Source organism: Rhodococcus sp. NPDC056960 (assembly GCF_042674125.1).
Lineage (GTDB): Bacteria > Actinomycetota > Actinomycetes > Mycobacteriales > Mycobacteriaceae > Rhodococcus_F.
The window spans coordinates 33588-59245 of the sequence record NZ_JBHURF010000021.1; the positions used below are offsets into that span (position 1 = coordinate 33588).

The window sequence follows — 25658 nt, forward strand, 5'->3', positions numbered from 1 at the left end:
CGACTATGCCACCGCGGTCAGTTCTCCTGCGCCGCCTTCTTCCGGGCGATGTCCTCGAGGGCCGCGATGTACTTGGCGCGTTCGGCCGCGCCTGCCTCCCAGTCGGCCTTGCGGTTCTTCACCGGCTTGGCGGGCGACCCGACGGCGATGCTGAAGTCGGGGATGTCACCCTTCACGACGGCGTGCGCGCCGAGGACGCAGCCCCGTCCCACCCGCGTGTTCCGCAGGACCGTGACCTTGGCCGCCACCCACGTGTCGGGCCCGATCCGGACCGGGCCCTTCACTATGCCCTGATCCTTGATCGGGACGTTCACGTCGTCCATGCGATGGTCGAAGTCGGTGATGTAGCACCAGTCGGCCACGAGCGTCGACGCGCCGATCTCGATGTCGAGGTACGTGTTGACGACGTTGTCCTTGCCGAACACGACCTTGTCGCCGATGCGCAGGGACCCCTCGTGGCAGCGGATCGCATTACCGTCGCCGATGTGCACCCAGCGACCGATCTCGAGCCGCGACAGGTCCGGGGTCGAATGGATCTCCACCCGCTTGCCGAGGAACACCATGCCGCGCAGGATCACGTGCGGGTTGGCCAGCTTGAACTTCGCGAGCCGGTAGTACCGCACCAGGTACCACGGCGTGTACGCCTTGTTCGCCAGGACCCACCGCAGCGAGTCACGCGTCAGGAAGCGGGCCTGCTCACTGTCGCTCCGCCGGGATCCTCGCCACCTCGTACGCATCGGTGCGCCCCACATGCTCGTCATAACCCGTCAGCCTACGTTCACGCCTCACATCCCCGTCCGGGTGCGTCCGAACGCCGGCACCGGCCTCGGGGTGTGTGCTCGGCCCCTCCTCGGCGGGATAGTCTCTGGGCCGAGCGTTGTCGAAGACGAGGAGAAGTAATGCGGCGGGTCCTACGTTCGTCAGTACTGGCGCTGGCGACGATCTCGGCTGTCGTCCTCAGCGGCTGCAGCAGCGGACCGCAGGTCGACGACATCTTCTCCGCAGGCGGGTGGCCCGGCATGCACGCCGACGCCCGCAACAGCGACACCAGCCCCGTCACCGGCTCCCGCGACATCTCCTTCGCATGGTCGCGTCCGCTCGGCGGTCCGGTGGCCAACTACGCGTCGGTGGCCGCCAGCGGCCAGATCTTCGTCACCGCCCGCACCGAGAAGGGCTGCAACCTCTTCTCCTTCCAGATGGACAGCGGCCGCAAACGCTGGTGCCGTCAGCTCGCACCCGGTGTCGTGGCGTCGACGCCGATCGTCGACGGTGCCGCCAACGTGTACGTGGGCGAGAACGGCGCCATCAACTCGTTCAACGAATACGGCCAGCTGCGGTGGCGCACACCGGTGGTCGGGACGCCGCTCTCGGCGCAGTTCACCGGCGACGGCAAGCTCCTCTTCATCACCCAGCTCGGCCAGATCAACGTCGTGGACACGCAGACCGGTCAGAAGGTCGTGGCGCCGTACGATCTCGTCCCGCCGCCGTCCGTCGCCGACGGCGCGAACGTCGACATCCTCCCCGACGACAAGGGCCTCAGCGGCTGCTTTTTCGGCTCGGCCGACTGCCCGGTGGCCAACATGCCCGCGATCGACCTCCAGTCCGGCAAGTTCTACTTCACGTTCTTCGCACCCGGCGCGCCCCAGGCGAAACTCGTCGCGATGAAGTACTCCGGCGGCGACACTCCCGTGATCACCCAGGAATGGTCCAGCGACACCCTGCCGGGTGGCAGCGCGTCCAGCCCCGACCTGTCGTCCGACGGCTCCGTCGTCTATGCCAACGACAACTGGGGAACGCTGTGGGCGATCGACTCTGCGACCGGCGATCCGAAGTGGAGTTACGACATCGGGTACGCCGCCGCCGGCAGCCCGTCGACGTCCGCGGACGGTCTGATCATCCCCGCGGGCGGGCCCGACGGCCACCTGCTGGCTCTGCAGGACAGGGGCGACCACGCCGAACTCGCCTGGGAGCGGAAGGATCTGATCCAGCTCGGGGTCCCCGCTCAGACGGCCGGGTCCACCGGATACGCGGTGATTCGCGACGGTGCGGACGGACTGGCGATGATGACGTTCGACACGGGAACCGGTGAAACCCTCGATCAGGACGCCCTTCCCGGGGCGAAGGGGTTCACCGTCGGCACCTCCGTCGGACCGAAGGGCGAAGTTCTCACACCGACGCTGCTGGGCGAGCTGTTCGTCCTCCGCTGACCCGTGAGTACTTGTTAACGTCCGGCGGTTAACAAGTACTCACGGGCGCGCAGCGCAAATGAAAGCGACACCGGCGCGTCCGATCCGGGTGATCACCACGCTGAGCGAGCGACTTCCGCGCAGCTTCAGCTTGGGACGCAGGACTGCGGGATCGACGTCGACGCCGCGCACGAGGATTTCGGCCACACCGCAGTCGTGACGTGCCAGCTCCTGCCGCAGCGACTTCTCCGAATACTTCACCTGTTCGAGAATGCGGAAGCCCCGCACGCCGTCGGGAACCGAATCGCCGGTGAGATAGGCGATCCGGGGGTCGAGCTGCCACAGTCCGTGCCGGGCCGCGTAGTGCCGCACCAGGCCCGCACGCACGACGGCCCCGTCGGGATCGACGATCCACTCCCCCGGCGCACGTTCGGGGACGTCGTCGTTCTCGGCGTCCGTCACCGTCCATGCGCTGCCGTCGGAACCGAGGACGGTTGCCCGCCGCGTGACACCGGCCCCGGACAGCCCCGGCGACCACAGGCATGCCTCGCGCACCCCGCCGTCGAGGGAGACCACCTCCACCTCGCCGTCCCAGCCGAGCCGGTCGAAATCGAGTCCGGGAGCGCACTTCACGGCGAGGTCCCGTCCGCGGTACGTCTCGATGAGATCCGGCAGCGGCGGTTCCAGCGCGGCGGGGTCGTGCGTGCGCCTGCCGCCCGAGCGTCGCGCCGGGTCCGCGAGCACGACGGTGCCGCGGGTGCACGGGACGAGCGCGTCCGCGCGCAGAACGGTCGCCCCGGGGACGTTGTGCTGCGCCATCAGCAGCCGCACCGGGTCGAGGTCGCTGCCGATCACCGTTGCGGCCGTCCCGACCACGGCGTCCAGTTCGGCCCCGATGGAACAGGTGACGTCGTGGACGTCCCGGTCGGTCAGCCGCATCGCACGGTGCGCGGCGACGGCGCGCGGCGTCGCCTGCTGCAGGGCGTCGTCGGTGAAGAACCAGGTTTCGGTGCCGGGGAGTTTGGCGGCCGCCTTCCGCCGCAGCAGCACGGTTTCGACCAGTAACGCCACGTGCGAGCCGAAACGCGTACGCGCCCGGCCGATGTCGGCCAGGCGCGTAGACGCGGTCAGTGCGAACCCGTCCACTTCCGCGAGCGCGGCCGCCCCCTCCGGGCTCCGCAGGAACTCCACGTCCCCGGGAGTGAACGCATAGCCCAATTCAGTTGCCGGGCTTCACGCCGGTGATCATGACGTTGTAGAAGAACCCGCGCGGCACCACGTGCCGGAGAATCTTCTCGTCGACCCAGCTGAGCGTCTTCCATCCGGTGAACGCGAAACGCCCCCAGCCCCACCCCAGCTTCTCCGGGGGCACAGCGGCCTCGAACGTGCGGACGGGCCATCCGAGCAACGCCGCGGCGAATTCCTCGGTGGCAGCGTGAACCTGCTCGGCGCCTGCCGACTTCGCGATCTTCTCGAGGTCGCCCGGATCGAACGTGTGGAGGTCGACGACGGCCTCGAGCGCGGCCGCGCGGGAGGACTCGTCCAATTCCGCCTGCGGTCGACGCCAGTCGGCGAGGAACGGCAACTTGGTGACCCGGGTGGTGACCTCCCACGTCGCGCGACCCAGCCAGCGGGCGTAGAAGTTGCCGATCGTGGTCGGCTCACCGGCGAACACGAAACGTCCGCCCGGCTTGAGCACGCGCAGAACCTCGCGCAGCGACTGCTCGACGTCCGGGATGTGATGCAGGACCGCGTGTCCCACGACGAGGTCGAACGTGTCGTCCTCGTAGGGGATGGTTTCCGCGTCGGCGACGCGGCCGTCGACGGGCAATCCCAGACCCTCCGCGTTGCGGAGCGCGACCTTCACCATGCCGGGCGAGAGGTCGGTGACCGAACCGGTCTTCGCGACCCCACCCTGCATCAGGTTGAGGAGAAAGAATCCGGTGCCGCAGCCCAGTTCGAGCGCCCGCTCGTAGGGCAGCGGCTGATCGCCCGCGACGGCGTCGAAACGACCGCGTGCGTAGTCGATACACCGCTCGTCGTACGAGATCGACCACTTCTCGTCGTACGTCTCGGCTTCCCAGTCGTGGTAGAGCACCTGGGCGAGTTTGGTGTCCTTCAGCGCAGCCTCGACCTCTTCGGCGGTGGCGTGCGGATGAGGAGCGGGGTCGTCGTGGGCGCTAGCAGTCATGCGGCAAATCCTACTCGCTGGTAAGAGTGAACAGGTTCTAGTTCCGGGCTTCAGACTACTCGCCCGTGAACTGAGCCTTACCTGGGCCGTTCTCGATGAACGATTCCATCCCGATCTTCCGGTCCCGGGTGGCGAACAGCGAGGTGAACAGTTGACGCTCCACCGCCAGGCCGGTGCCCAGGTCCACATCCAAACCGTGGTCGACGGCAGCCTTCGCCGCCGCCAGGGCGCGGGGGGCGCCCTTCGTGAACTGCGACGCCCACTTGCGCGCCGCCTCGTACACGTCGTCCGGTGCCACGACCTCATCGACCAGGCCGATGGCGAGCGCCTCCTCCGCGTCGACGAACCGCCCGGTGAACAGCAGATCCTTCGCCTTCGACGGTCCGATCAGCCGGGCGAGGCGCTGGGTTCCGCCGCCGCCGGGAATGACGCCGAGCAGGATCTCCGGGACACCGAGTTTGGCGTTGTCGCCGGCGATGCGCCGGTCGGCCGACAACGCGACCTCCAGGCCGCCGCCGAGCGCGTACCCGGTGATGGCGGCGACGGTGGGCTTCGGGATCTCGGAGACCGCCGCGAGGTCGGACTGCAGGTCGCCGATCACGTCGGCCATCTGCCCGAATTCCATCTCGGACATTTCCTTGACGTCGGCGCCGGCGGCGAAGACCTTTTCGCCGCCGTAGACGACGACGGCCCTCACGTCGGAGTTGACGGTCGCCTCTCGTGCCGCCGCCCGCAACTCCTGCTGGACCTGACGGTTCAGGGCGTTCATCGGGGGGCGCGCGAGCCGGATCGTGCCGATGCCTTCGGATACCTCGAGAGTGACAAACTCAGCCATGAGGCAAAAGGCTACTTGTCTGCCTCCGACCCGGTTTCGCGGCCCGCCGCATCGCGATCAGTCGCGGGACGCCCACGGATGCGGACCGGCTTCGTAGTAGCCGTCCTGCCCCGGGAACTCGACGCGGAGCTGCTCCTCGTCCGTGATGAGCGTCGGCAGGATCACCGGGATCTCCGGCTCCGCGGCCAGGACCTCCGCGACCGAGCCGTACGCGCTGAGCGCCGTGAGCTGACTCCAGGTCGGCGGCAGCAGAATGCTTCCGCCGCCCTGCCAGTGCGCGAGTGCCGCGGCCGGACTCTGCCACTGCACGTCCTCGGCTTCGGACGTCGCACCGTCCGCGATCTGGCCGTGCGGGGAGGCGGCGACGAAGAAGCGGGTGTCGTAGCGGCGGCCCTCACCGACCGGGGTGATCCAGTTGGCCCAGGGGCGCAGCAGGTCGGCCCGCAGCACGAGGTTCTCCCGCCTCAGGAAGTCGCTGAACGAGAGTTCGCGCGTCTCGAGCTGGGTGCGCGACTGCGCATACCGCGACGTGTCCGCGACTACCGTGTCCGCGCTCGGCCCCGCGAGGAGCACGCCGCACTCCTCGAACGTCTCGCGTACCGCCGCGCACACGAGCGCCTTCGCGCGCGCCGCATCGGTGGAAAACCGCTCGGCCCACCACTCGACGGGCGGACCCGCCCACTCGACCTCGGCTTCGGCGTCCGAAGGATCGACCCCGCCGCCGGGGAAGACCGTCATGCCGCCGGCGAACGCCATCCCCTTCACCCGGCGGAGGAGGAAGACCTCGATACCGGACGCCGCGGCATCTGCCGCGGCGTCACGGATAAGGATGACGGTGGACGCGTCCTTGGGGGCCACGTCGGTGTTGTCGCGGGGCGCCTGCTCTTGCTTCGAGACCATGTCTCGGAACCTACGCCGCCGGGTGACGCGGGTCGCAGTCGGTCCCCTACCGGGTCACGCCGACCGGTCCGGTGCTCAGCCCCGCCGGTGCGCGCCGGGGACGCGGGTGCGCCGCGCGAAGAACCGGCCGTCGACCTTGTCGAGGCTGATGGACTGGCTGAACGCCTCGCTGAGGTTCTCGGCCGTGATGACCTGATCGAGAAGACCCTGCGAGACCACTCCCCCTTCCTTGAGGAGCATCGCGTGGGTGAATCCCGGCGGAATCTCCTCGACGTGGTGGGTGATGAGGACCGTCGCGGGGGCGTCGGGGTCGGCGGCGAGGTCGGTGAGGCGGGCCACGAGTTCCTCACGCCCACCGAGGTCGAGACCGGCCGCGGGTTCGTCGAGGAGCAGCAGTTCCGGGTCGGTCATCAGCGCACGGGCGATGAGCACACGCTTGCGCTCACCCTCGGACAGGGTGCCGTAGGTGCGCTTGGCGAGGTGCTCGGCGCCGAGGCTCTCGAGCATCTCCACGGCACGGTCGGTGTCCATGTCGTCGTACCGCTCACGCCAGCGGCCGAGCACGGCGTATCCGGCGGAGACGACGAGATCGCTCACGATCTCGTCGGACGGCACCCGGTTGGCGAGCGCCGAGGAGGACAGTCCGATCCGTGGCCGGAGTTCGTTGATGTCGACGCGGCCGAGCCGCTCACCGAGGAGGTAGGCGCTTCCGCTCGTGGGATGCAGTTCGGCGGCCGCGATGCGGAGCAGCGACGTCTTGCCTGCCCCGTTCGGTCCGAGGATGACCCATCGTTCGTCGAGTTCCACCTTCCACGTGACCGGGCCCACCAGAGTGTTGCCCCCGCGGCGGAGGAGAACGTCGTCGAATTCGATGAGGAGATCGGGATCAGGTTCATGCACGGACCCATCTTCTCGCACATCTTCCGAGCATTCACGGCAGGATCAGTTGCGTGTCGCCTCACATCGATTCGCAGCCCGGCGAGATGTCGTCACTCCCGCCGAGTCTGCGGCTGCCCGGGTCCCCGTTTCCCCTGGGAGCGAATGTCCGTGGCACCGGAACGCAGTTCGCGGTTCACTCCCCCGACGCCGAACTGGTACAGGTGTGCCTGATCTCCGAGGGCGGCGACGAGACCCGGATCGACCTGGTCCAGCAGACGTACGGCATCTGGCACGGCGTCGTCGACGGTGTGGGCGAGGGACAGCGGTACGGGTACCGCGCGCACGGTCGATGGGATCCCGCGCGGGGCGTGCGCCTCAATCCGGCCAAGCTGCTTCTGGATCCGTGGGCGAGACGCATCACCGGCGAACTCGGCGACCACGACGCCCTCGTCTCCCACGACGGCGACCCGTTCGGCGGCCCCTCGCGGGTCGACAGCCTGGGCCACACGCCGCTGTCGGTGGTGACGGCCGACCGGCCCCGCACGAGCGGACCGCGGATCGAGAGACCGTGGGAGGAAACCGTCGTCTACGAACTGCACGTGGGGTCGTTCACCGCCCGGCACCCCGACGTCCCGCCGCAGTACCGCGGAACGTATCTGGGCGTCGCCGAACCCTCCGTCGTCGGTCACCTCGTCCGCCTCGGGGTGACCGCCGTCGAACTGCTGCCGGTCCAGGCGTACGTCTCCGAGGCGACCGTGCGCTCACGGGGCATGCGCAATCACTGGGGATACTCCACCGCAGCCTTCTTCGCCCCGCATCCGGGCTATGCCGCCGCGGCGGGCGAGGAGATCACCGAGTTCCACACCATGGTCGATGCGCTGCACGCCGCGGGCATCGAGGTGATTCTCGACGTGGTGTACAACCACACCTGCGAGCAGGGTGTCGACGGCATCAGTCTCGGCTGGCGTGGCCTCGATGCGCCCGGCTACTACCTCCTGGACGCCGACGGTCGCGACATCGACCTCACGGGATGCGGCAACACCGTCGACGCCCACTCCCCCGTCGTCGTCCGCATGATCGGCGACAGTCTCCGCTACTGGGCTCACGACATGGGCGTCGACGGCTTCCGCTTCGACCTCGCGTCCGCTCTCGGCCGTCCGGGTGGACGCCGATTCGATTCCCGCGCTTCGGTCTTCTCCGCTATCACCGCCGATCCTGTTCTCTCCCGCTGCAAACTGATCGCGGAACCGTGGGACGCCACTCCGGACGGATACCGGGTCGGCCAGTTCGGACTCCAGTGGTCGGAATGGAACGACAAGTACCGCAACACTGTTCGGCGGTTCTGGAACGGCGACACGGGGGTACGCGACCTCGCCTCGCGGGTGGCGGGCTCGGAGGACGTGTTCGGTGCGCGGCGACCGTGGGCGTCCGTCAACTTCGTGACCGCACACGACGGGTTCACCGCCGCCGACCTCGTGTCGTACACCCGCAAGCGCAACGAGGACAACGGCGAGGACAACCGGGACGGCGCCGATCACAACGACTCCGTCGACCACGGCGTCGAGGGCCCCACCGACGACCTGTCGGTCGTCGCGGCGCGGTCCCGCCACGTCCGTGCCCTGCTGGCGACGCTGGCATTGTCGACCGGCACGCCGATGTTCACCGCCGGCGACGAATTCGGGCACACGCTGGGCGGCAACAACAACGCATACTGCGTCCCCGAAGGCACGCCGCGGGAAGACGCCTGGCCACTCGACTGGACGGGACGCGACACGACCCTGACCGCGTTCGTGACCCGCGCCCTCGATCTGCGTCGCGCCTCTCCCGCACTCCGTCAGCCGGAGTTCTTCGAAGGCAGGCGCACGCCCACCGGCCATCCGGATCTCGTGTGGTTCGGTGCGGACGGCGCAGAGATGGACGACCGGGCCTGGCACGACGAGTCCCGGCGCACCCTGCAGGCGTGGATCGACGGATCCGACATCCGCTCCCACACCGAGGACGGGCACGAACTCACCGACGACAGCTGGCTGCTCGTCTTCCATTCCGGCGGGCCCGCGGCGATCACTCTCGGGTGTCCCGAATGGTTCTACGGCACGGTGCTCGCCGAATTCGACTCGGCGTCCCCCGACGGCGCACCCGCACCGGGCGGCCCGATCTCGGGCGACTCGGCGATCACGCTGTCCGGTCCCACGCTGCTCGTCTTCCGCGCGGTCGGGTAGAGGTTTCCGAAGCGCATCATCAGCTGGATGAGCGGGCCGATGCCGAGCGCGTAGACGACGGTGCCCACCCCCACGGTGCCGCCGAGCAGCCAGCCGGTGGCCAGCACGGTCACCTCGATCGACGTGCGGATCACGCGCACCGACAGCCCGGTGCGCGCCACCAGCCCGGTCATGAGACCGTCCCTCGGTCCGGGACCCATCCCCGCCCCGATGTACAGCACCGTCGCGAGCGCGTTGAGGACGACACCGCCGAGCATCATCGCGCCCCTCACGTACAGGGAATCCGCGGAGTCGAGCACCGCCAGCGACGTGTCCACCGACACGGCGATGACCACCACGTTGGCGATCGTGCCGAATCCCGGTCTCTGGCGGATCGGGATCCACAGCGCGAGGACCACGACGCCGGTCAGTGCGGTCACCACACCGAAACTCAACGGCGTGCGACCCGCCACGCCTTGATGGAACACGTCCCACGGATCGAGGCCGAGTCCGGCGGTGATCATCATGGCCATCGAGAAGCCGTACAGCCACAATCCGGCGAACAGTGCGATCAGGCGTCGAGCGAGCATGATCGTCAGTGTTCCGCGAAACCGCGCCGCACCCCATAGCCATGACGCGGACACTGGACTGTCGACGCGTCGGTCACAGGGCTCAGGGCTCAGGGCTCAGGGCTCAGGGCTCAGGGCTCAGGGCTCAGGGCTCAGGGAGAGGCGATCACGGTCATCGATCCAGGGGCCACCTCGGTGAAGCCGGCGTCACGCACGGCGATCGCCCTGCCCCGCACCACCTCGATCGTCAGCTCCTCCCACAGTCCGACATCGGCGTCCCGCACCGCGCACCGGTAGCCGGTGGCCGCCCACGCGCGTGCCTGCTCGGTGCTCATCGCACCCGCGAGCAGCATCGATGCGTGACCGACCTGCGCCGCGGCCTTGCCGACCGTCATGTCCAGGGCCGAGTTGATCCACAGCACCGGAATCCCGTCCGGGATCTCGCCGGGGTCGTCGTGGTCGAGATCGGTCCCGCCGATCTGCAACTTCTTGACACGCGGATCGAGGGCGCCCACCGCGACGGGCACGAGCGCGCGGGCCTGCGCACCGTCGACGTCGACGGTGATCCCCTCGACGTCCTGCGCCGCCTGCCACTGCGCCCCTCGGGCCCGGCGGGACACCTTGCGAATCCGCGACCCGATCCACGCGAGGTAGTCGTCCTGCCACGGTCCGGGCGCGCCCGTGTCGTCGGGGCCGACGCGCGGGTCGAGGCACAGCGCCACCGCCGCGGTCGCGGCGGCCTCGAGCAACGCAGTGCGCGGCGGCGGATCGGCCTTCGGAATGTGCAGCACGACCGGCATGGCGAGGACCTGCGCCGGATCGTCCGGATCCGGCCGGCCACCGTATCCGGCCGCGAGGACGGCGTGACGCGCGGCCCACAGGGAGTCGTCACCGGTCTCCCCGGCGACGACGTCGCGGCACGATTCCGTCACGACAGCGGGACTCGTCGCACCACGCCGTCCACCGCGTCGGCGGCCTCGACCTCGTCGCGGGTGACACCGAGGATGAACAGGACGGCGTCGAGGAAGGGGTGCGACAGTGCCGTGTCCGCGACCTCCCGCAGGGCGGGTTTGGCGTTGAACGCGATTCCCAGACCGGCGGCGTTGAGCATGTCAATGTCGTTGGCACCGTCGCCGACCGCCACCGTCTGCTCCATCGGGACGCCGACCTGAGCGGCGAACTTCCGCAGCGCGGTCGCCTTCGCGGCCCGGTCGACGATGTCGCCGATCACCCGGCCGGTGAGCTTGCCGTCCACGATCTCGAGCGTGTTGGCCTGCACGAAGTCCAGTTCCAGTTCGTGGGCGAGACCCTCGATGACCTGCCGGAACCCGCCGGACACCACACCGCAGTGGAAGCCGAGCCTGCGAAGCGTCCGGATGGTGGTGCGGGCGCCCGGTGTCAGTTCCAGATTCTCCGCGACGTCGTCGATGACCGAGGCGTCGAGACCGGCGAGGGTCGCGACCCGCTGATGCAGGGACTCGGTGAAGTCGATCTCGCCGCGCATCGCGGATTCGGTGACGGCGCGCACCTCGTCCTCGACTCCCGCGCGGGCCGCGAGCATCTCGATGACCTCGCCCTGCACGAGGGTCGAGTCGACGTCGAACACGATGAGCCGCTTGGCGCGACGGGCCAGTCCCCCGCGCTCGACCGCGATGTCGACGTTCTCGCGCACGGCCACTTCCGCCAGCACGGTGCGCAGGCTCTTGTCGGCCTCCGCCGTGCCGGGGGCCGACACGAGGAGTTCGAGACCCGTCACCGGGTAGTCGGCGACGCCGCGGATCGAGTCGATGTTGACCCCGAGGGTCGCCATCTCCCGTGCCACCGAACGCAGTGCGCGGGCGGACACCGGGCTGCCGAGGACGACGACGGCGTGGGTGGACAGCGACTGCCTGCCGGGATCGGCACCGATCTCGACGTCCACCGACATCCCGACGGTGGCCATCGCCTCTTCGAGTTCCTCCTGCAGCGCTTCCCCGTTCTCGGGGCAGGCCACCAGCACGCCGAGGGTCAGTCGCCCACGAATCACCACCTGTTCCACGTCGAGAAGGCTCACGTCGTGGCGGGAGAGCGACCCGAAGAGCACCGAGGTGACGCCGGGTCGGTCGGGGCCCGTCACGGTCACCAGGACAGTGGTGTCAGCTGCACCCACCGATGTACTCCGATCATGTTGCTCGCGCGGCTTGTCCGGCACCCATTGTGCCAACTGAAAGGCCCCGCCCGTTGCTGGGGCGGGGCCTTTCCGAAACGTGCTGTGTCAGCGGCGGCCGGTGTCGGTTCCGGGGTCGCCTTCGTCGCCGACGGTCAGCGGCTCGTGGCGTTCCTTCTCGAGCACGGTGCTGGCGTGCTTGCCACCGTGGCCCGGTCCGACGTGCGCCTCGGCCTTCATCCGCTCGACCATGTGCGGGTAGTGCAGCTCGAACGCGGGACGCTCGGAGCGGATGCGCGGCAGCTCGGTGAAGTTGTGCCGCGGCGGCGGGCAGCTGGTGGCCCACTCGAGCGAGTTGCCATAGCCCCACGGGTCGTCGACGGTCACGACCTCGCCGTACCGGTAACTCTTGAAGACGTTCCAGATGAACGGCAGCGTCGAGGCACCGAGGACGAACGCGAAGATCGTCGAGAACGAGTTCAGGAACGTGAAGCCGTCCGAGGGCAGGTAGTCGGCGTAACGGCGCGGCATACCTTCGTTACCCAGCCAGTGCTGGACGAGGAACGTGCCGTGGAAGCCGATGAACGTGGTCCAGAAGTGCCACTTGCCGAGACGCTCGTCCATCATGCGGCCGGTCATCTTCGGGAACCAGAAGTAGATACCGGCGTAGGTGGCGAACACGACGGTGCCGAAGACCACGTAGTGGAAGTGGGCGACCACGAAGTACGTGTCCGTCACGTGGAAGTCGAGCGGCGGGCTCGCGAGGATGACGCCGGACAGACCACCGAAGAGGAACGTGATGAGGAAGCCGATCGAGAACAGCATCGGCGACTCGAACGTCAACTGGCCCTTCCACATGGTGCCGATCCAGTTGAAGATCTTCACACCCGTCGGGACGGCGATGAGGAACGTCATGAACGAGAAGTACGGAAGCAGCACGGCGCCGGTGGCGTACATGTGGTGCGCCCACACCGCGATGGAGAGGGCGGCGATCGCCAGGGTCGCGTAGACCAGGCCGCTGTAACCGAACACGGGCTTACGGCTGAAGACCGGGAAGATCTCCGAGACGATGCCGAAGAACGGCAGCGCGATGATGTACACCTCGGGGTGACCGAAGAACCAGAACAGGTGCTGCCACAGCAGCACACCGCCGGTGGCCGGGTCGAAGATGTGGCCACCGAGGTGACGGTCGACGAACAGACCCATGAACGCGGCGGTCAGCAGCGGGAACGCCAGCAGAATCAGGATGCTGGTGATGAAGATGTTCCACGTGAAGATCGGCATCCGGAACATCGTCATGCCGGGGGCACGCAGGCAGATGACGGTGGTGATCATGTTGACACCACCGAGGATGGTGCCGAGGCCGGCGACCGCGAGACCCATGACCCACAGGTCGGCGCCGACACCCGGGGAGTGCAGCGCACTCGTCAGGGGCGTGTAGGCGGTCCAGCCGAAGTCGGCGGCACCACCGGGGGTGATGAAGCCTGCGGTCGTGATGATCGCGCCGAACACGTACAGCCAGTAGCTGAACGCGTTGAGTCGCGGGAACGCCACGTCGGGGGCACCGATCTGCAGCGGCAGGATGTAGTTGGCGAACCCGAACACGATCGGCGTCGCGTACAGCAGCAGCATGATCGTGCCGTGCATCGTGAACAGCTGGTTGAACTGCTCGTTCGACAAGAACTGCATACCGGGCACAGCGAGCTCGGCGCGCATCATCAGGGCCATGAGACCACCGATGAGGAAGAACGCGATCGAGGTCGTCAAGTACATGATTCCGAGCACCTTGGGGTCGGTGGTCGTAATCATTTTGAAGATGAACGAGCCCTTGGGTCCCTGCCGCGGCGGGTAAGGCCTGGCTGCAGCTATCGCGGGGACTGGCTGGGGCGCTACGGCAGTCACTGATCCTCCTGAATGCGCGTCCGACCCCGGGCTGCGAGGCGAACGGTCTCTGGCTTGCGCTCATCGAATCGTAGACCGTGCCCTGAGCGGCCTCCGACTGGGTCCTACCCACTGTCGTACTTGCCCGGACTCACAGCAACTCGGTGCGCATTCGACCTGCGGATTGTCATACGGGGAGTGCTCACTGTCACGCGGTCCGGCGTGTCGCACCCGGCCGTTGACACGGCCCGCGCGAGCCGCCGGCACAGATCCGGCGCGGTGCTAAGGTTTCCCTCACCTAACTTCGATCAGGAGCTCCATGTGAACGTCCTTTCCCGTCGCCGGGTCGTCGCCGGCGCGGTCGCCCTCGCCGCGGCAGCCACCTTCTCGATCACGTCCTGCTCCAGCAGCGACGAGACCGCCACCGCACCCGGCACCACCGCGTCGACCGGGCAATTCCCCCGGACGATCGACCACTTCCGCGGCAGCACCGAGATCCCGGCCGCCCCGCAGCGCGTCGTGGCACTCGACAACAGCTTCACCGACGCCGTCCTCCTCATCGAGACGCCGCTCGTCGGATACGTCGACTACCGCGAGCCCGGGCTCCCCGACTACCTCGGCTCCTCGCGCGACGAATTCGCGCCGGACGCCGCATCGGTCGGCAAGGTCAGTAACGCGAGCCTCGAACAGATCGCCGCACTGCAACCCGACCTGATCATCTCCGCCGAGGTGCGCGACGCGAAGAACTACGAGCAACTGTCCGCGATCGCGCCGACCATCTTCACCGAGACCACCGGGCCGACGTGGAAGGACAACATCAGGCTCGTCGGCAAGGCACTCGGCAAGGAAGAACTCGCCGAGCAGAAGATCGGCGCCTATGAGGAGCGGGCCGCCACCGTCGGCGCGGAGATCAACGGCACGGCGTCGAATCCGGTGATCTCGGTCGTCCGGTTCGCCGGCGAGCCGACGGCACGCCTGTACCGCACCACCTCGTTCAGCGGCATCGTCCTGTCGGACGCCGGGTTGGCTCGTCCCGGCAGCCAGGGCCCCGATCCGGCCGATCCGGACAACATCATGCAGGCCATCAGCCCCGAGCTCATCAGCGAGGCGGAAGGCGATGTCATCTTCGTCAGCACCTGGCAGGACCCGGCAGGCAAGAGCGCCGAAGCGGCGAAGCCCTTCCTGGAGAGCCCGCTGTGGCAGACGCTGAAGGGACGCAAGATCGGCGTCGACGACGCCCGCTGGATGTCGCCGGTCAGCGTCCAGGGCGCGCATCTCATCCTCGACGACCTGTCGGACACGTTCGGGGTGGACAAGCACAGCGGCTAACCTGAACGCGCCCGCACACACAGGAAGTCGCCGAATTGTCCCCTCGTAGGTTCTCCGCCCGCCGCGCGTCCACCGGTCTCGTCGCCGCCGTCGTCGCGCTCGCGCTCGCCGGCTGCTCGCAACCGTCCGACGACGATCCCGCAGCGTCCATCGTCCGGACCACCACGCAGATCGCCGGCGCCGGTGTGGTCGGCATCGAGCGGGACACCACCACGGCCTGCGCCGCGCCGGCCCCCGTCGACGCCGCGCTCGCGGCCGGGTCGACGCACCGGGTGGTGCACACGAAGGGCGAGGCCGTCGTGCCGTCCGATCCGCAGCGGATCGTCGTTCTCGACAGCGCCGCGCTGGACGCCGTGTGCGCGCTCGGACTGTGGGAGCACGTCGTCGGCGCGGCGACCGTCGACGGGGACTCACCGCAGCCCGGATACCTCGGCACCGGCATCTCGGAGATCCCGGGCGTCGGAACGGTCGACGCTCCGGACGTGAACAAGATCGCCGCGGCGAACCCGGACCTGATCCTCGGATCGAGCCCCGCGTCCGACCAGCTGTACGGCGAACTGTCCCCCATCGCGCCCACCGTGTTCGCCGGTTCCGATCCCGTGTACTGGAAGGCGCAGTTCGTCCTCGCAGGCAACACCCTGGGCCGGGCCGACGCCGCGACGGCCGCGCTCGAGCAGTATCAACAGGACGCCAGGCAGCTCGGCGTCGACATCGACTCCGCGCAGACCCAGGCGTCCGTCGTCCGCTTCGGCGCCGACAGTATGGAGGTCGAGGGTCCGGCCACGTTCGCCGGCCAGGTCCTCACCGACGCCGGGGTGCGGCGGCCCGCCTATCAGAACCTCGACGGCGCGGTTACCGAACCGATCTCCGACTCCGACATCGACCGGGCCGAGGGCGACCTCATCTACGCCGTCCTGGACGGCAAGGAGGGCACCGCGCATGCCGAGGACGTCATGTCCGGTGAGGCCTGGGAGGACCTCGAGGCCGCCTCCGACAAGCGCGTCTTCGCCGTGGAGGGTGACGTGTGGGGCGGAAATGGTCTCGTCGCCGCCCGCGCGATGCTCACCGACATCAGGAACACGCTGAACGGCTACGTCGGCTAGGAGGCCCGGTGCCCGTCCCCGAATTCGTCACCGCCCTGCGCGGGCACGTCGGCACGGCGCCGCTGTGGCTGTCCGGGGTGAGCGTCGTGGTGCGTGACGACGACGGCCGGGTGCTGCTGACTCAACGCGTCGACAACGGCAAGTGGGCCGTCGTGTCCGGCATCCTCGAACCCGGTGAGGAACCCGGCCCGGCGGCGCTGCGCGAGGTCCGCGAGGAGACCGGCATTCACGCGGAACTGGTCCGGATCAGCAGCGTCGATGTCACCGACCCGGTCACCTATCCCAACGGCGACGTCGCGCAGTACCTCGACGTGTGCTTCCTTGCGCGGTACGTGGGCGGTGACGCTGTCGTCTCGGACGACGAGAACCACGACGTCGCCTGGTTCTCCCCCGACGCGCTGCCGCCGGACCTCACCCCGTCGTCCCTCCTGCGTATCGACAAGGCGCTGCAGGACCAGCCGGAGGCGTGGTTCCGCCGCTGAACGCACCTCGCCCGATGTCACATCGGTGCAGTTGGACTGCACCGATGTGACATCGGGCGAGGGGGTGGCAGTTCTTAGAAGTCCCAGTCTTCGTCTTCGGTGTTGACGGCCTTGCCGATGACGTAGGAGCTGCCCGAGCCGGAGAAGAAGTCGTGGTTCTCGTCCGCGTTGGGTGAGAGCGCCGACAGGATCGCCGGGTTGACGTCCGTCTCGTCCTTCGGGAACAGACCCTCGTAGCCGAGATTCATCAACGCCTTGTTGGCGTTGTACCGCAGGAACTTCTTGACGTCCTCGGTGAGGCCCACTTCGTCGTAGAGGTCCTGGGTGTAGTCGACCTCGTTGTCGTAGAGCTCGAACAGCAGCTCGAACGTGTAGTTCTTGAGGTCGTCGCGCTCGGCCTCGGTGAGTTGTTCGAGGCCCTTCTGGTACTTGTAGCCGATGTAGTACCCGTGCACGGCCTCGTCGCGGATGATGAGGCGGATGAGGTCGGCGGTGTTGGTGAGCTTCGCCCGCGACGACCAGTACATCGGCAGGTAGAAGCCGGAGTAGAAGAGGAAGCTCTCCAGCAGAGTGGACGCCACCTTGCGCTTGAGCGGCTCGTCGCCCTGGTAGTAGTCCATGACGATCTCGGCCTTGCGCTGCAGGTTCGGGTTCTCCTCGGACCAGCGGAAGGCGTCGTCGATGTCACGGGTGGAACACAGCGTCGAGAAGATCGAGCTGTAGCTCTTCGCGTGCACCGACTCCATGAATGCGATGTTGGTGTACACCGCTTCCTCGTGCGGGGTGATGGCGTCGGGGATGAGGCTGACGGCGCCCACCGTGCCCTGAATGGTGTCGAGGAGCGTCAGCCCCGTGAACACCCGCATCGTGAGCTGCTTCTCCTGGGCTGTGAGCGTCCCCCACGACGGAATGTCGTTGGACACGGGCACCTTTTCGGGCAGCCAGAAGTTGCCGACGAGACGGTCCCACACCTCGGCGTCCTTCTCGTCCTGGACGCGGTTCCAGTTGATCGCGGATACACGACTCACCAGCTTGACCATTGATTCCTCACTTCGTTCGGCTGTGAGTACTTCTTAACCGCCGGCGGTTAAGAAGTACTCACGGGCTAGAGCATGCAGGAGACGCAACCTTCGACCTCGGTACCCTCCAGAGCCATCTGACGCAGCCGGATGTAGTACAGCGTCTTGATGCCCTTGCGCCACGCGTAGATCTGCGCCTTGTTGATGTCGCGGGTGGTGGCGGTGTCCTTGAAGAACAGCGTCAGCGACAGGCCCTGGTCCACGTGCTGGGTGGCCGCGGCGTAGGTGTCGATGATCTTCTCGTACCCGATCTCGTAGGCATCCTGGTAGTACTCCAGGTTGTCGTTGGTCAGGTAGGGCGCCGGGTAGTAGACGCGGCCGATCTTGCCTTCCTTGCGGATCTCGATCTTCGACGCCACCGGGTGAATGGAGCTGGTGGAGTTGTTGATGTATGAGATCGATCCGGTCGGCGGCACCGCCTGCAGGTTCTGGTTGTAAATGCCGTGCTGCTGCACGGACGCCTTCAGCTCACGCCAGTCGTCCTGCGTCGGGATGTGCAGGCCCGCATCGGCGAACAACTGCCGCACCCGCTCCGTCTTCGGTTCCCACACCTGATCGGTGTACTTGTCGAAGTACTCACCCGAGGCGTACTTGGACTCCGGGAAGCCGGCGAAGTATGTGCCGCGCTCCTTGGCGATCTCGTTGGACGCCCGGATCGCATGGAACACCACGGTGTAGAAGTAGATGTTCGTGAAATCGATGCCCTCGTCGGAGCCGTAGTGGATCCGCTCGCGTGCCAGGTATCCGTGCAGGTTCATCTGCCCGAGACCGATGGCGTGCCCCTCGTCGTTCGCCTTCTTGATCGACGGGACCGAGTCGATGGAGGTCTGATCGGCGACGGCGGTCAACGCGCGGATCGAGGTCTCGATGGTCCGCGCGAAGTCCGGCGAGTCCATCGTCTTGGCGATGTTGAGCGAACCCAGGTTGCAGGAGATGTCCTTGCCGATATGACTGTAGGACAGGTCGTCGTTGAACTCCGACGGCGTGGAGACCTGCAAAATCTCCGAGCACAGGTTGGAGTGGGTCACCTTGCCCGCGATCGGGTTGGCACGGTTCACGGTGTCCTCGTACATGATGTACGGGTACCCGGACTCGAACTGCAGCTCGGCCACGGTCTGGAAGAACTCGCGTGCCTTGATCTTCGACTTGCGGATCCGCTTGTCGTCGACCATCTCGTAGTACTTCTCGGTGACGTTGATGTCCGCGAAGGGCACCCCGTAGATGCGCTCGACGTCGTACGGCGAGAAGAGGTACATGTCCTCGTTCTTCTTTGCCAGCTCGAACGTGATGTCCGGGATGACGACGCCCAGCGACAGCGTCTTGATGCGGATCTTCTCGTCCGCGTTCTCGCGCTTGGTGTCGAGGAAGCGGTAGATATCCGGGTGGTGGGCGTGCAGGTACACCGCGCCGGCACCCTGACGCGCGCCGAGCTGGTTGGCGTACGAGAACGAGTCCTCGAGCAGCTTCATGATCGGGATGACGCCCGAGCTCTGGTTCTCGATCTTCTTGATCGGGGCGCCGTGCTCACGAACGTTGCTGAGCAGCAACGCAACTCCGCCGCCGCGCTTGGACAGCTGCAGGGCGGAGTTGATGGAGCGGCCGATCGACTCCATGTTGTCCTCGATGCGGAGCAGGAAGCAGGACACGGGCTCGCCGCGCTGCTTCTTGCCGGAGTTGAGGAACGTGGGGGTGGCGGGCTGGAACCGGCCCGCGATGATCTCGTCGACCAGCTTGGTGGCCAGATCCTCGTCGCCAGCGGCCAGCGTCAGAGCGACCATGCAGACCCGGTCCTCGAATCGCTCCAGGTACCGCTTGCCGTCGAAGGTCTTCAGCGTGTACGACGTGTAGTACTTGAACGCGCCTAGGAACGTGGGGAACCGGAACTTCTTCGAGTACGCGTGGTCGATCAGCGACTTGACGAAGTTGCGGGTGTACTGGTCGAGAACCTCACGCTCGTAGTAGTTCTCCTTGACCAGGTAGTCCAGCTTCTCGTCCTGGTTGTGGAAGAAAACGGTGTTCTGGTTGACGTGCTGGAGGAAGTACTGGTTCGCGGCCTCGCGGTCCTTCTCGAACTGGATCTCGCCGTTGGGGCCGTACAGGTTCAACATCGCGTTCAACGCGTGGTAGTCGAGTTCTCCCGAGGAGACGTCGGGTCGTGCCACAGCGCGTTCTACACTCCCAGCCGGGGCTGTGTCTGTGATTGTCGGTGCCACTGTTCACTCTCCATGAATTGTTCGAGCCCGTCCCGGACTGCTACTACGTCTTCGGCGGTACCCATGAGCTCGAAGCGGTACAAGTACGGAACCCTGCACTTCTGCGAAATCACGTTTCCGGCATAGCAATACGACTCGCCGAAGTTCGTATTACCTGCAGCGATCACCCCACGGATGAGGGAGCGATTGTGCGTGTTGTTGAGGAATCTGATGACCTGCTTGGGCACGTAGCTCGTGGCTCGACCGGTCGCGGTGATCCCGCCACCGTAGGTCGGCAGGATCAGGACGTACGGCTCATCGACCTCGAACGTGCCCGCGCGGTCGTGCAGCGGAATGCGCGTGGCCGGGACACCCAACTTCTGAACGAAGCGATGGGTATTCTCCGAGGCGCTGGAGAAGTACACCAGCGATGTCATCGGTTTCCACCATCTGGACTAGTACTACCGTTTACTGCCGCCCGGGAATCTGCTCGTTCTCCGCCTCGGGCGGTGCGATCGCCTCGCTTCAAGCAGCGTTTGCCGAGAGGGTCTTGATGCGGTCGGGGCGGAAGCCCGACCAGTGCTCGTCACCGGCCACGATCACGGGCGCCTGCAGGTATCCCAGTGCCATGACGTAGTCCCGGGCTTCGGGATCTTCGGTGATGTCGACGACGGCGTATTCGATGCCCGCCTTGTCGAGAGCCCGGTAGGTGGCATTGCACTGAACGCAAGCGGGCTTGGTGTAGACGGTGATGCTCATGAAGTCCCTCTTTCCACTGCCGAATGGAGCTGACGAAGTGTGTGTTCAGCGCACTGAGATCACCCCTGATCGAGATGGCGGTGACCCCCGATGGAGATGCTCACCGAGTCGGTTCTCGTTGTGGTCTCTCAGTGCTCAAGACACTACACCTAGTGGCCGACAGAAACACTTAACCCGAGATGTTGTGAGTCACATCGATGAAATTCCCAGGTCGTCATTCTGGCGACCGCAAATTTCCCACTCACGTCGGCGTGTCGCGCATCACATTTTCGGCGTGATGCCGGACACCCCGCGGATCGCGCTCGTGGCGCCGGAGGCTCAGGGAGCTTACGTCACCTCGGCGGACACGCCCGCATCCGTTGCGTGGACCCCGCAGATGGACCGTCGGCACCGCCTCGGGCGCCAGTCGGACGGACGCCGTCCGCACCCCTCGGCGGCCACGCGAGGCCACCGCCGCGGCCCGTCCCCCGCGGCCCGGCGCCGGACGTCGCGAGCACGGCACCCGGCGCGCTTGCCGGCCGGTAACTGCCGGACCCGACGGCGGCGCCCGGTAGCGTGAGCGGATGCCCGAAGAGCCCCTCGATTGGTCGGCGCCCGTGGCGCGCACCCGGCGGGTGACGCCGAACATGCAGAGGATCACCCTCGCCGGCGGGGATCTCGGCCGATTCGAATCCAGCGGGACGCCGGACGAGCGCCTTCTCCTCGCGTTCCCGCCGGACGGCGCGGAGAAGCGCAGTTACACCGTCCGCCGGTGGGACCCGGACGCGCTCGAGATGGACATCGACTTCGCCGTCCACGCGGGCGGGACCGCGGCGCAGTGGGCGGCGCGCGCACAGCCCGGTGAATCCCTGGGATTCTCCACCGCGTCGGGGTGGTACGCGCCGCCCGCCGACGCGCAGTGGCAGCTGCTGCTCGCCGACATGACGGCACTGCCCGCCGTCGGCCGGATCGTCGAGGAACTATCCGGTTCGGCGCGCGTGCACGTGATCGCGGAGGTCACCACCCTCGGCGACCGGCAGCAGTTCACCACTGACGCCGCGCTCACCGTGACGTGGCTGCACGGGAGCGGCAACGGCGCCGGGGACAGCGTGCTCGCCGAGGCGGCCCGCGACTGGTCGCGACCGGATGCGCCGGGATACGTGTGGTTCGCGGGCGAGGCCACGGTGTCCCGGGTGGTGCGGCGCTGGCTGCGCCACGAACTGGGCTGGCCCGCGGAGCGGTACGACGTCATCGGCTATTGGCGCGACAAGAAAGAGGACTGGATCGCGCGGTACGAGACGGTGCGCGAACAAATAGAAGCCGCCAGGGACTCTGCCCTGGCGGCCGGGGACGACTTCGACTCGGTGCGGGACGCCGTCGACGCGGCCCTGGATCGGACCGGGCTGTAGCGACGACGGCATCCCGCGTCCGAGGGACCGTCAGGCGTCGACGAGCTGCTTCGTGGCGTCGACGAGGCTGGCGACGACGCCGGCGACCTGCTGCGCGACCTCGGCGTTCTCGCGCGGGTGACGGTCACCGAACTTGTCGATGGTGCCGCCGATGGCGAGGGTGACGTCCTCGAGGACCTTGCCGCCGGCGATGCGCACGGCCTTGCGGGTGTCTTCGTGCGCCCACTGTGCGCCGTTGCCGCTGGGCGAGGCGCTGATGACGGCGACGGGCTTGTCCTTCACGGCGCCGGTGCCGTAGGGCCGCGAGATCCAGTCGATGGCGTTCTTGAGAACGGCGGGGATGGTGCCGTTGTACTCGGGCGTGAGCAGCAGCAGCGCATCGGCGCGGCCTGCGGCGTCACGCAGCGCCTCGACGGCGGGAATGGAACCGGCGACGTCGATGTCTTCGTTGTAGAAGGGAACCTCTCCGAGTCCGTCGAACACCGTCACCTCGGTACCCTCGGGCGCCACGGCGACCGCGGTCTCGGCGAGCTGACGGTTGACCGAGGCGGCGCGCAGGCTGCCGACGAGAACGAGAACGTTGGTCTGTGACATGTCAATAATCCTTCGATGGTGCGTAGGGCGACTCGCGAACATGTATACCAACTAAACGGACCGCGGTCCACTTATGTTCCCGTCACGGTAGGATGCGAAGCGTGACGAGCCCCCTGCTGCCCCAGATCGGAGTCGATCCCCCCGAACGCGGAGATGCCGCACGTAACCGCCGCCTCCTGCTCGATGCGGCTGCGCTACTGGTGGCAGAGCGGGGAGTCGACGCCGTCACCATGGACGCCGTCGCCTGCAAGGCCGGCGTGGGCAAGGGCACAGTGTTCCGCCGGTTCGGAAGCCGGTCTGGTCTCATGCACGCACTTCTCGACCACACCGAACGCGAACTCCAGCAGGGCTTCATGTTCGGTCCCCCGCCCCTCGGGCCCGGCGCCGACCCGATCGACCGCCTGATCGCCTTCGGCCACGCCCGCATCGCGATCGTCGAAGTGCAGGGCGAGGTCCAACGCGCCGCCGAGAACTCCCTCGAGTTCCGCTTCGCCGCACCCGCGCGGGCGGTCTCGGTCCACCACGTCGTGTCCCTGCTCCGCGCCGCGGGGGTACGGGGCGACCACGAACTGCTCGCCTGCTCGCTCCTCGCGCCGCTCGAGGCCACGCTGGTGCTGCACGAACTGCGCGACCTCGGGATGTCGGTGGAGCGTCTCGGCAACGCCTGGGAGGACCTGATCCGGCGCGTCACCCGATCGTGAACCCGGATCGGGACATTCTGTCTAACCTCGGGGAATGCGCACCACCGCCGTCGTTCTCGGCCTCCTGACATTCGCCTCGCTCACCGGCTGCGGCGGGGAGGAGCAATCCGCGCACCCGGATCCGTCGGGCCGCACCTTCGTCTCTACCTCGGTCGACGGCGATCCCATTCCCGGCGGTGGGCCGCTCGTGCTCGGGTTCACCGACCCCGGACGTCTTTCCGTCGAGGCCGGGTGCAATCACGGCAGCGCCGACGTCGACCTGTCCGGCGGGAAGGTGGTGACCGGCCCGCTCGCGATGACGCTGATGGCGTGCCCGGGAGAGGCGGCCGGCGCGGACGCCTGGGTGACAGGACTGCTGGACGCGCAACCGACCTGGACCCTCGACGGCGACCGGCTTACCCTGACCACGGCCACCGGTGCGGTGACGCTGACGGACGAGAAGGTCGCCCGGCCGGATCGTCCCGTCGTCGGGACCACCTGGACCGTGACGGCACTGATCAGCCCGGATGCTGTCACGACGACAGCGGCGCTCGAGCGGACCGCGCCTCGGTTGCTCATCGCGAACGACGGTTCCGCGTCCGGGTTCACCGGCTGCAACCAGATGAGCGGGTCCGCGGATGTGGGGCAGAGTTCGATCACGTTCGGGCCGTGGGCCACCACCCGGATGGCGTGCCCCCCGGATGTCACCGAGGTCGAGCGTGCGGTTCTCGCCGCACTGACCGGCGAGACGAGCTACAGCGTCCGTTCGGACACGTTGCGGGTGACGAATGCCGACGGATTCGGGTTGACGTTCCGGGCGAGCTAAAGGGCCGCGAGCCAGGCGCCCAGTGCCCGGGCGCTCCCGTCGATCCGGGCGGGCCAGTCCAGGGCGGAATCGTCCGCCGTGTCGCTGACGTGTTTGACCAGCCGGCACCGGGCACCGCTTCGGGCGCTGGCGTAGGCGACGGCGAACCCCTCCATGTCCACGAGGTCGGCTCGCCGGGCCAGGACGTCGCGCACGGCGGCATCCGCCACGAACAGATCGCCGGTCGCGAGCACGGAACCGTCGCCGTCCGGCAGGTCGAGGAGGTCGGAGACGTCGTGTCCGAGCGCGCGGATGGCGTCGCCGCTGATGTCGTGGTTGAGAACGGTCGACGGCGTGAACAGGCCGCTGTGATGCTCGTGCAGCGCACCCGCGGTGCCGATGTTGACGACGAGCGGCCGGTCCGTCCGCGGGTAGTGGGCGAGAGCGGTCGCCACGGCCACGGCAGCGCTCACCTTGCCGATGCCGGTGATCAGCACGTCGAACTCGGGTGGGACGTGCACGGCCTCCGCCTTGGTCGCGCTGACCACCAGGACGTCCGATCTACTCATGCGCGGAACCGTACCCTGCACTCGTCAGGGGCACTCGCTAGAGTTCTGTCATGTCGAATCTACGTGCGCAGATCCTCGAGGAACTCGGTGCCCGGCCCACCATCGACGCGGCCGACGAGATCCGCAAGCGCGTTCAGTTCCTGAAGGACTACCTGCTGTCGACCCCGGCCACGGGTTTCGTCCTGGGGATCAGCGGCGGTCAGGACAGCACCCTCACCGGACGTCTCGCGCAGCTCGCGGCGACCGAGCTCCGCGAGGAGGGCCACGACGCCGAGTTCGTCGCCGTCCGACTCCCCTACGGCACCCAGGCCGACGAGTCGGATGCGCAGATCTCCCTCGACTTCATCAAGCCCGACCGGTCGGTGGTCGTCAATGTGAAGCCCGGTGCGGACGCCACCGCGAAGGAATCGTCCGAGGCGCTGCGCGACATCATCGGCGACGGCGGCACACTGCGCGATTTCGTGCGCGGCAACATCAAGGCCCGCGAGCGCATGGTGATCCAGTACTCCATCGCCGGACAGCTCGGGTACCTCGTGGTCGGCACCGATCACGCCGCCGAGGCGATCACCGGATTCTTCACCAAGTTCGGCGACGGCGGCGTGGACGTCACCCCCCTCACCGGATTGTCCAAGCGTCAGGGCGCCGCACTTCTGCGCGAACTCGGCGCACCCGAGAGCACGTGGAAGAAGGTTCCCACCGCCGACCTCGAGGACGATCGTCCCGCCCTCCCCGACGAGGAGGCGCTGGGAGTGACGTACGCGCAGATCGACGACTACCTCGAGGGCAAGGACGTGCCGGACGCCGTCGCCGAGAAGCTCGAGTCGATGTTCCTCGGCACCCGGCACAAGCGGACGGTCCCGGTAACGCCGCTCGACACGTGGTGGCGGTGACCC

At 67.6% G+C, this 25658-nt stretch carries 24 protein-coding genes and 1 pseudogene; 9 read left to right on the forward strand and 16 right to left on the reverse strand.

The window, feature by feature from the left end:
* Window positions 1–17: 17 nt before the first annotated feature.
* Window positions 18–761, reverse strand: a complete 744-nt coding sequence (locus tag ACFTWF_RS29680; protein WP_378464700.1) for an acyltransferase — start codon at window positions 759–761, stop codon at window positions 18–20.
* Between the two features lie 138 nt (window positions 762–899).
* Here ACFTWF_RS29680 and ACFTWF_RS29685 point away from each other — a divergent pair, with 138 nt between their 5' ends.
* Window positions 900–2207, forward strand: coding sequence for a PQQ-binding-like beta-propeller repeat protein (locus ACFTWF_RS29685; protein ID WP_378464701.1), 1308 nt, complete (start codon window positions 900–902; stop codon window positions 2205–2207).
* Window positions 2208–2246: 39 nt separating this feature from the next.
* On the opposite strand, the gene ACFTWF_RS29690 is transcribed toward ACFTWF_RS29685, so the two are convergent.
* The 5 genes from ACFTWF_RS29690 to ACFTWF_RS29710 all read right to left on the reverse strand — a co-directional run bounded on the left by ACFTWF_RS29690 (window position 2247) and on the right by ACFTWF_RS29710 (window position 7012).
* Window positions 2247–3404, reverse strand: coding sequence for a class I SAM-dependent methyltransferase (locus ACFTWF_RS29690; RefSeq protein WP_378464702.1), 1158 nt, complete (start codon window positions 3402–3404; stop codon window positions 2247–2249).
* Window position 3405: 1 nt separating this feature from the next.
* The gene (locus tag ACFTWF_RS29695; RefSeq protein ID WP_378464703.1) at window positions 3406–4377 is read right to left on the reverse strand and encodes a class I SAM-dependent methyltransferase; all 972 of its coding nucleotides are present in this window, start codon (window positions 4375–4377) and stop codon (window positions 3406–3408) included.
* A gap of 55 nt (window positions 4378–4432) precedes the next feature.
* Complete coding sequence (locus ACFTWF_RS29700) at window positions 4433–5212, reverse strand: enoyl-CoA hydratase/isomerase family protein (protein WP_378464704.1); 780 nt, start codon at window positions 5210–5212, stop codon at window positions 4433–4435.
* 57 nt (window positions 5213–5269) lie between these two features.
* Complete coding sequence (locus tag ACFTWF_RS29705; protein WP_378464705.1) at window positions 5270–6112, reverse strand: NUDIX hydrolase; 843 nt, start codon at window positions 6110–6112, stop codon at window positions 5270–5272.
* A gap of 75 nt (window positions 6113–6187) precedes the next feature.
* On the reverse strand, window positions 6188–7012 hold the full coding sequence (locus ACFTWF_RS29710) for an ABC transporter ATP-binding protein (RefSeq protein WP_378464706.1): 825 nt from the start codon (window positions 7010–7012) through the stop codon (window positions 6188–6190).
* An 83-nt stretch (window positions 7013–7095) separates the two neighbouring features.
* On the opposite strand from ACFTWF_RS29710, the pseudogene glgX reads away from it, so the two are divergent.
* Window positions 7096–9063: pseudogene (gene glgX, locus ACFTWF_RS29715) on the forward strand (glycogen debranching protein GlgX); the annotation flags it as partial.
* A 14-nt stretch (window positions 9064–9077) separates the two neighbouring features.
* On the opposite strand, the gene ACFTWF_RS29720 reads toward glgX, so the two are convergent.
* The 4 genes from ACFTWF_RS29720 to ctaD form a co-directional block, all read right to left on the reverse strand.
* On the reverse strand, window positions 9078–9833 hold the full coding sequence (locus tag ACFTWF_RS29720; RefSeq protein ID WP_378464707.1) for a YitT family protein: 756 nt from the start codon (window positions 9831–9833) through the stop codon (window positions 9078–9080).
* Window positions 9834–9910: 77 nt separating this feature from the next.
* The gene (locus tag ACFTWF_RS29725) at window positions 9911–10690 is read right to left on the reverse strand and encodes an aminoacyl-tRNA hydrolase (RefSeq protein ID WP_378464708.1); all 780 of its coding nucleotides are present in this window, start codon (window positions 10688–10690) and stop codon (window positions 9911–9913) included.
* Window positions 10687–11907 (reverse strand): phosphoserine phosphatase SerB, encoded by a 1221-nt coding sequence (gene serB / locus ACFTWF_RS29730; protein ID WP_005240300.1) that lies wholly within the window; start codon window positions 11905–11907, stop codon window positions 10687–10689. The genes ACFTWF_RS29725 and serB overlap by 4 nt, the downstream gene beginning before the upstream one ends.
* A gap of 105 nt (window positions 11908–12012) precedes the next feature.
* Window positions 12013–13806: a cytochrome c oxidase subunit I gene (gene ctaD, locus ACFTWF_RS29735; protein WP_378464709.1), complete on the reverse strand. Its 1794-nt coding sequence runs from the start codon at window positions 13804–13806 to the stop codon at window positions 12013–12015.
* A gap of 300 nt (window positions 13807–14106) precedes the next feature.
* On the opposite strand from ctaD, the gene ACFTWF_RS29740 reads away from it, so the two are divergent.
* Genes ACFTWF_RS29740 through ACFTWF_RS29750 form a run of 3 tightly spaced genes read left to right on the forward strand, consistent with a single transcriptional unit; the run spans window position 14107 to window position 16699 of the window.
* Window positions 14107–15114, forward strand: coding sequence for an ABC transporter substrate-binding protein (locus tag ACFTWF_RS29740; protein WP_378464710.1), 1008 nt, complete (start codon window positions 14107–14109; stop codon window positions 15112–15114).
* Window positions 15115–15149: 35 nt separating this feature from the next.
* Window positions 15150–16217 carry an iron-siderophore ABC transporter substrate-binding protein gene (locus ACFTWF_RS29745; protein ID WP_378464711.1) on the forward strand — a complete coding sequence of 356 codons (1068 nt, stop codon included), beginning with the start codon at window positions 15150–15152 and terminating at the stop codon, window positions 16215–16217.
* 8 nt (window positions 16218–16225) lie between these two features.
* Entirely contained in the window at window positions 16226–16699 is a 474-nt protein-coding gene (locus ACFTWF_RS29750) for an NUDIX domain-containing protein (RefSeq protein ID WP_378464712.1), read from the forward strand.
* A gap of 74 nt (window positions 16700–16773) precedes the next feature.
* On the opposite strand, the gene nrdF is transcribed toward ACFTWF_RS29750, so the two are convergent.
* From nrdF to ACFTWF_RS29770, 4 genes are all read right to left on the reverse strand, one after another.
* Window positions 16774–17739: a class 1b ribonucleoside-diphosphate reductase subunit beta gene (gene nrdF, locus ACFTWF_RS29755; protein WP_015890191.1), complete on the reverse strand. Its 966-nt coding sequence runs from the start codon at window positions 17737–17739 to the stop codon at window positions 16774–16776.
* 65 nt (window positions 17740–17804) lie between these two features.
* Window positions 17805–19991: a class 1b ribonucleoside-diphosphate reductase subunit alpha gene (gene nrdE, locus ACFTWF_RS29760; protein ID WP_378464713.1), complete on the reverse strand. Its 2187-nt coding sequence runs from the start codon at window positions 19989–19991 to the stop codon at window positions 17805–17807.
* Window positions 19949–20407 carry a class Ib ribonucleoside-diphosphate reductase assembly flavoprotein NrdI gene (nrdI, locus tag ACFTWF_RS29765; protein WP_378464714.1) on the reverse strand — a complete coding sequence of 153 codons (459 nt, stop codon included), beginning with the start codon at window positions 20405–20407 and terminating at the stop codon, window positions 19949–19951. The genes nrdE and nrdI overlap by 43 nt, the downstream gene beginning before the upstream one ends.
* 88 nt (window positions 20408–20495) lie before the next feature.
* The gene (locus ACFTWF_RS29770) at window positions 20496–20729 is read right to left on the reverse strand and encodes a redoxin NrdH (RefSeq protein WP_378464715.1); all 234 of its coding nucleotides are present in this window, start codon (window positions 20727–20729) and stop codon (window positions 20496–20498) included.
* Between the two features lie 563 nt (window positions 20730–21292).
* Between ACFTWF_RS29770 and ACFTWF_RS29775 the strand changes: the two genes are divergently transcribed.
* Window positions 21293–22117: a siderophore-interacting protein gene (locus tag ACFTWF_RS29775; protein WP_378464716.1), complete on the forward strand. Its 825-nt coding sequence runs from the start codon at window positions 21293–21295 to the stop codon at window positions 22115–22117.
* 30 nt (window positions 22118–22147) lie between these two features.
* On the opposite strand, the gene ACFTWF_RS29780 is transcribed toward ACFTWF_RS29775, so the two are convergent.
* Window positions 22148–22711 (reverse strand): NAD(P)H-dependent oxidoreductase, encoded by a 564-nt coding sequence (locus ACFTWF_RS29780; protein WP_378464717.1) that lies wholly within the window; start codon window positions 22709–22711, stop codon window positions 22148–22150.
* Between the two features lie 101 nt (window positions 22712–22812).
* On the opposite strand from ACFTWF_RS29780, the gene ACFTWF_RS29785 reads away from it, so the two are divergent.
* A complete protein-coding gene (locus tag ACFTWF_RS29785) occupies window positions 22813–23412 on the forward strand; it encodes a TetR/AcrR family transcriptional regulator (protein WP_378464718.1) in 600 nt (199 codons plus the stop codon).
* A gap of 34 nt (window positions 23413–23446) precedes the next feature.
* On the forward strand, window positions 23447–24217 hold the full coding sequence (locus tag ACFTWF_RS29790) for an META domain-containing protein (RefSeq protein WP_378464719.1): 771 nt from the start codon (window positions 23447–23449) through the stop codon (window positions 24215–24217).
* Here ACFTWF_RS29790 and ACFTWF_RS29795 read toward each other — a convergent pair.
* Window positions 24214–24765: a nucleosidase gene (locus ACFTWF_RS29795; protein ID WP_378464720.1), complete on the reverse strand. Its 552-nt coding sequence runs from the start codon at window positions 24763–24765 to the stop codon at window positions 24214–24216. The two genes, ACFTWF_RS29790 and ACFTWF_RS29795, sit on opposite strands and share 4 nt — an antisense overlap.
* A 50-nt stretch (window positions 24766–24815) precedes the next feature.
* Between ACFTWF_RS29795 and nadE the strand changes: the two genes are divergently transcribed.
* Window positions 24816–25655 carry an ammonia-dependent NAD(+) synthetase gene (gene nadE, locus ACFTWF_RS29800; protein WP_378464721.1) on the forward strand — a complete coding sequence of 280 codons (840 nt, stop codon included), beginning with the start codon at window positions 24816–24818 and terminating at the stop codon, window positions 25653–25655.
* The last annotated feature ends 3 nt before the right edge of the window (window positions 25656–25658 follow it).

Excerpts from the sequence above, each read along its gene's own strand:
- ACFTWF_RS29775 (WP_378464716.1), top strand. The coding sequence starts at position 21,293 with ATGCCCGAAGAGCCCCTCGATTGGTCGGCGCCCGTGGCGCGCACCCGG.
- ACFTWF_RS29695 (WP_378464703.1), bottom strand. The coding sequence starts at position 4,377 with ATGACTGCTAGCGCCCACGACGACCCCGCTCCTCATCCGCACGCCACC.
- ACFTWF_RS29790 (WP_378464719.1), top strand. The coding sequence starts at position 23,447 with ATGCGCACCACCGCCGTCGTTCTCGGCCTCCTGACATTCGCCTCGCTC.
- ACFTWF_RS29700 (WP_378464704.1), bottom strand. The coding sequence starts at position 5,212 with ATGGCTGAGTTTGTCACTCTCGAGGTATCCGAAGGCATCGGCACGATC.
- nrdI (WP_378464714.1), bottom strand. The coding sequence starts at position 20,407 with ATGACATCGCTGGTGTACTTCTCCAGCGCCTCGGAGAATACCCATCGC.
- ACFTWF_RS29770 (WP_378464715.1), bottom strand. The coding sequence starts at position 20,729 with ATGAGCATCACCGTCTACACCAAGCCCGCTTGCGTTCAGTGCAATGCC.
- ACFTWF_RS29685 (WP_378464701.1), top strand. The coding sequence starts at position 900 with ATGCGGCGGGTCCTACGTTCGTCAGTACTGGCGCTGGCGACGATCTCG.
- ACFTWF_RS29705 (WP_378464705.1), bottom strand. The coding sequence starts at position 6,112 with ATGGTCTCGAAGCAAGAGCAGGCGCCCCGCGACAACACCGACGTGGCC.
- ACFTWF_RS29680 (WP_378464700.1), bottom strand. The coding sequence starts at position 761 with ATGACGAGCATGTGGGGCGCACCGATGCGTACGAGGTGGCGAGGATCC.
- ACFTWF_RS29795 (WP_378464720.1), bottom strand. The coding sequence starts at position 24,765 with ATGAGTAGATCGGACGTCCTGGTGGTCAGCGCGACCAAGGCGGAGGCC.
- ACFTWF_RS29780 (WP_378464717.1), bottom strand. The coding sequence starts at position 22,711 with ATGTCACAGACCAACGTTCTCGTTCTCGTCGGCAGCCTGCGCGCCGCC.
- nrdF (WP_015890191.1), bottom strand. The coding sequence starts at position 17,739 with ATGGTCAAGCTGGTGAGTCGTGTATCCGCGATCAACTGGAACCGCGTC.
- nadE (WP_378464721.1), top strand. The coding sequence starts at position 24,816 with ATGTCGAATCTACGTGCGCAGATCCTCGAGGAACTCGGTGCCCGGCCC.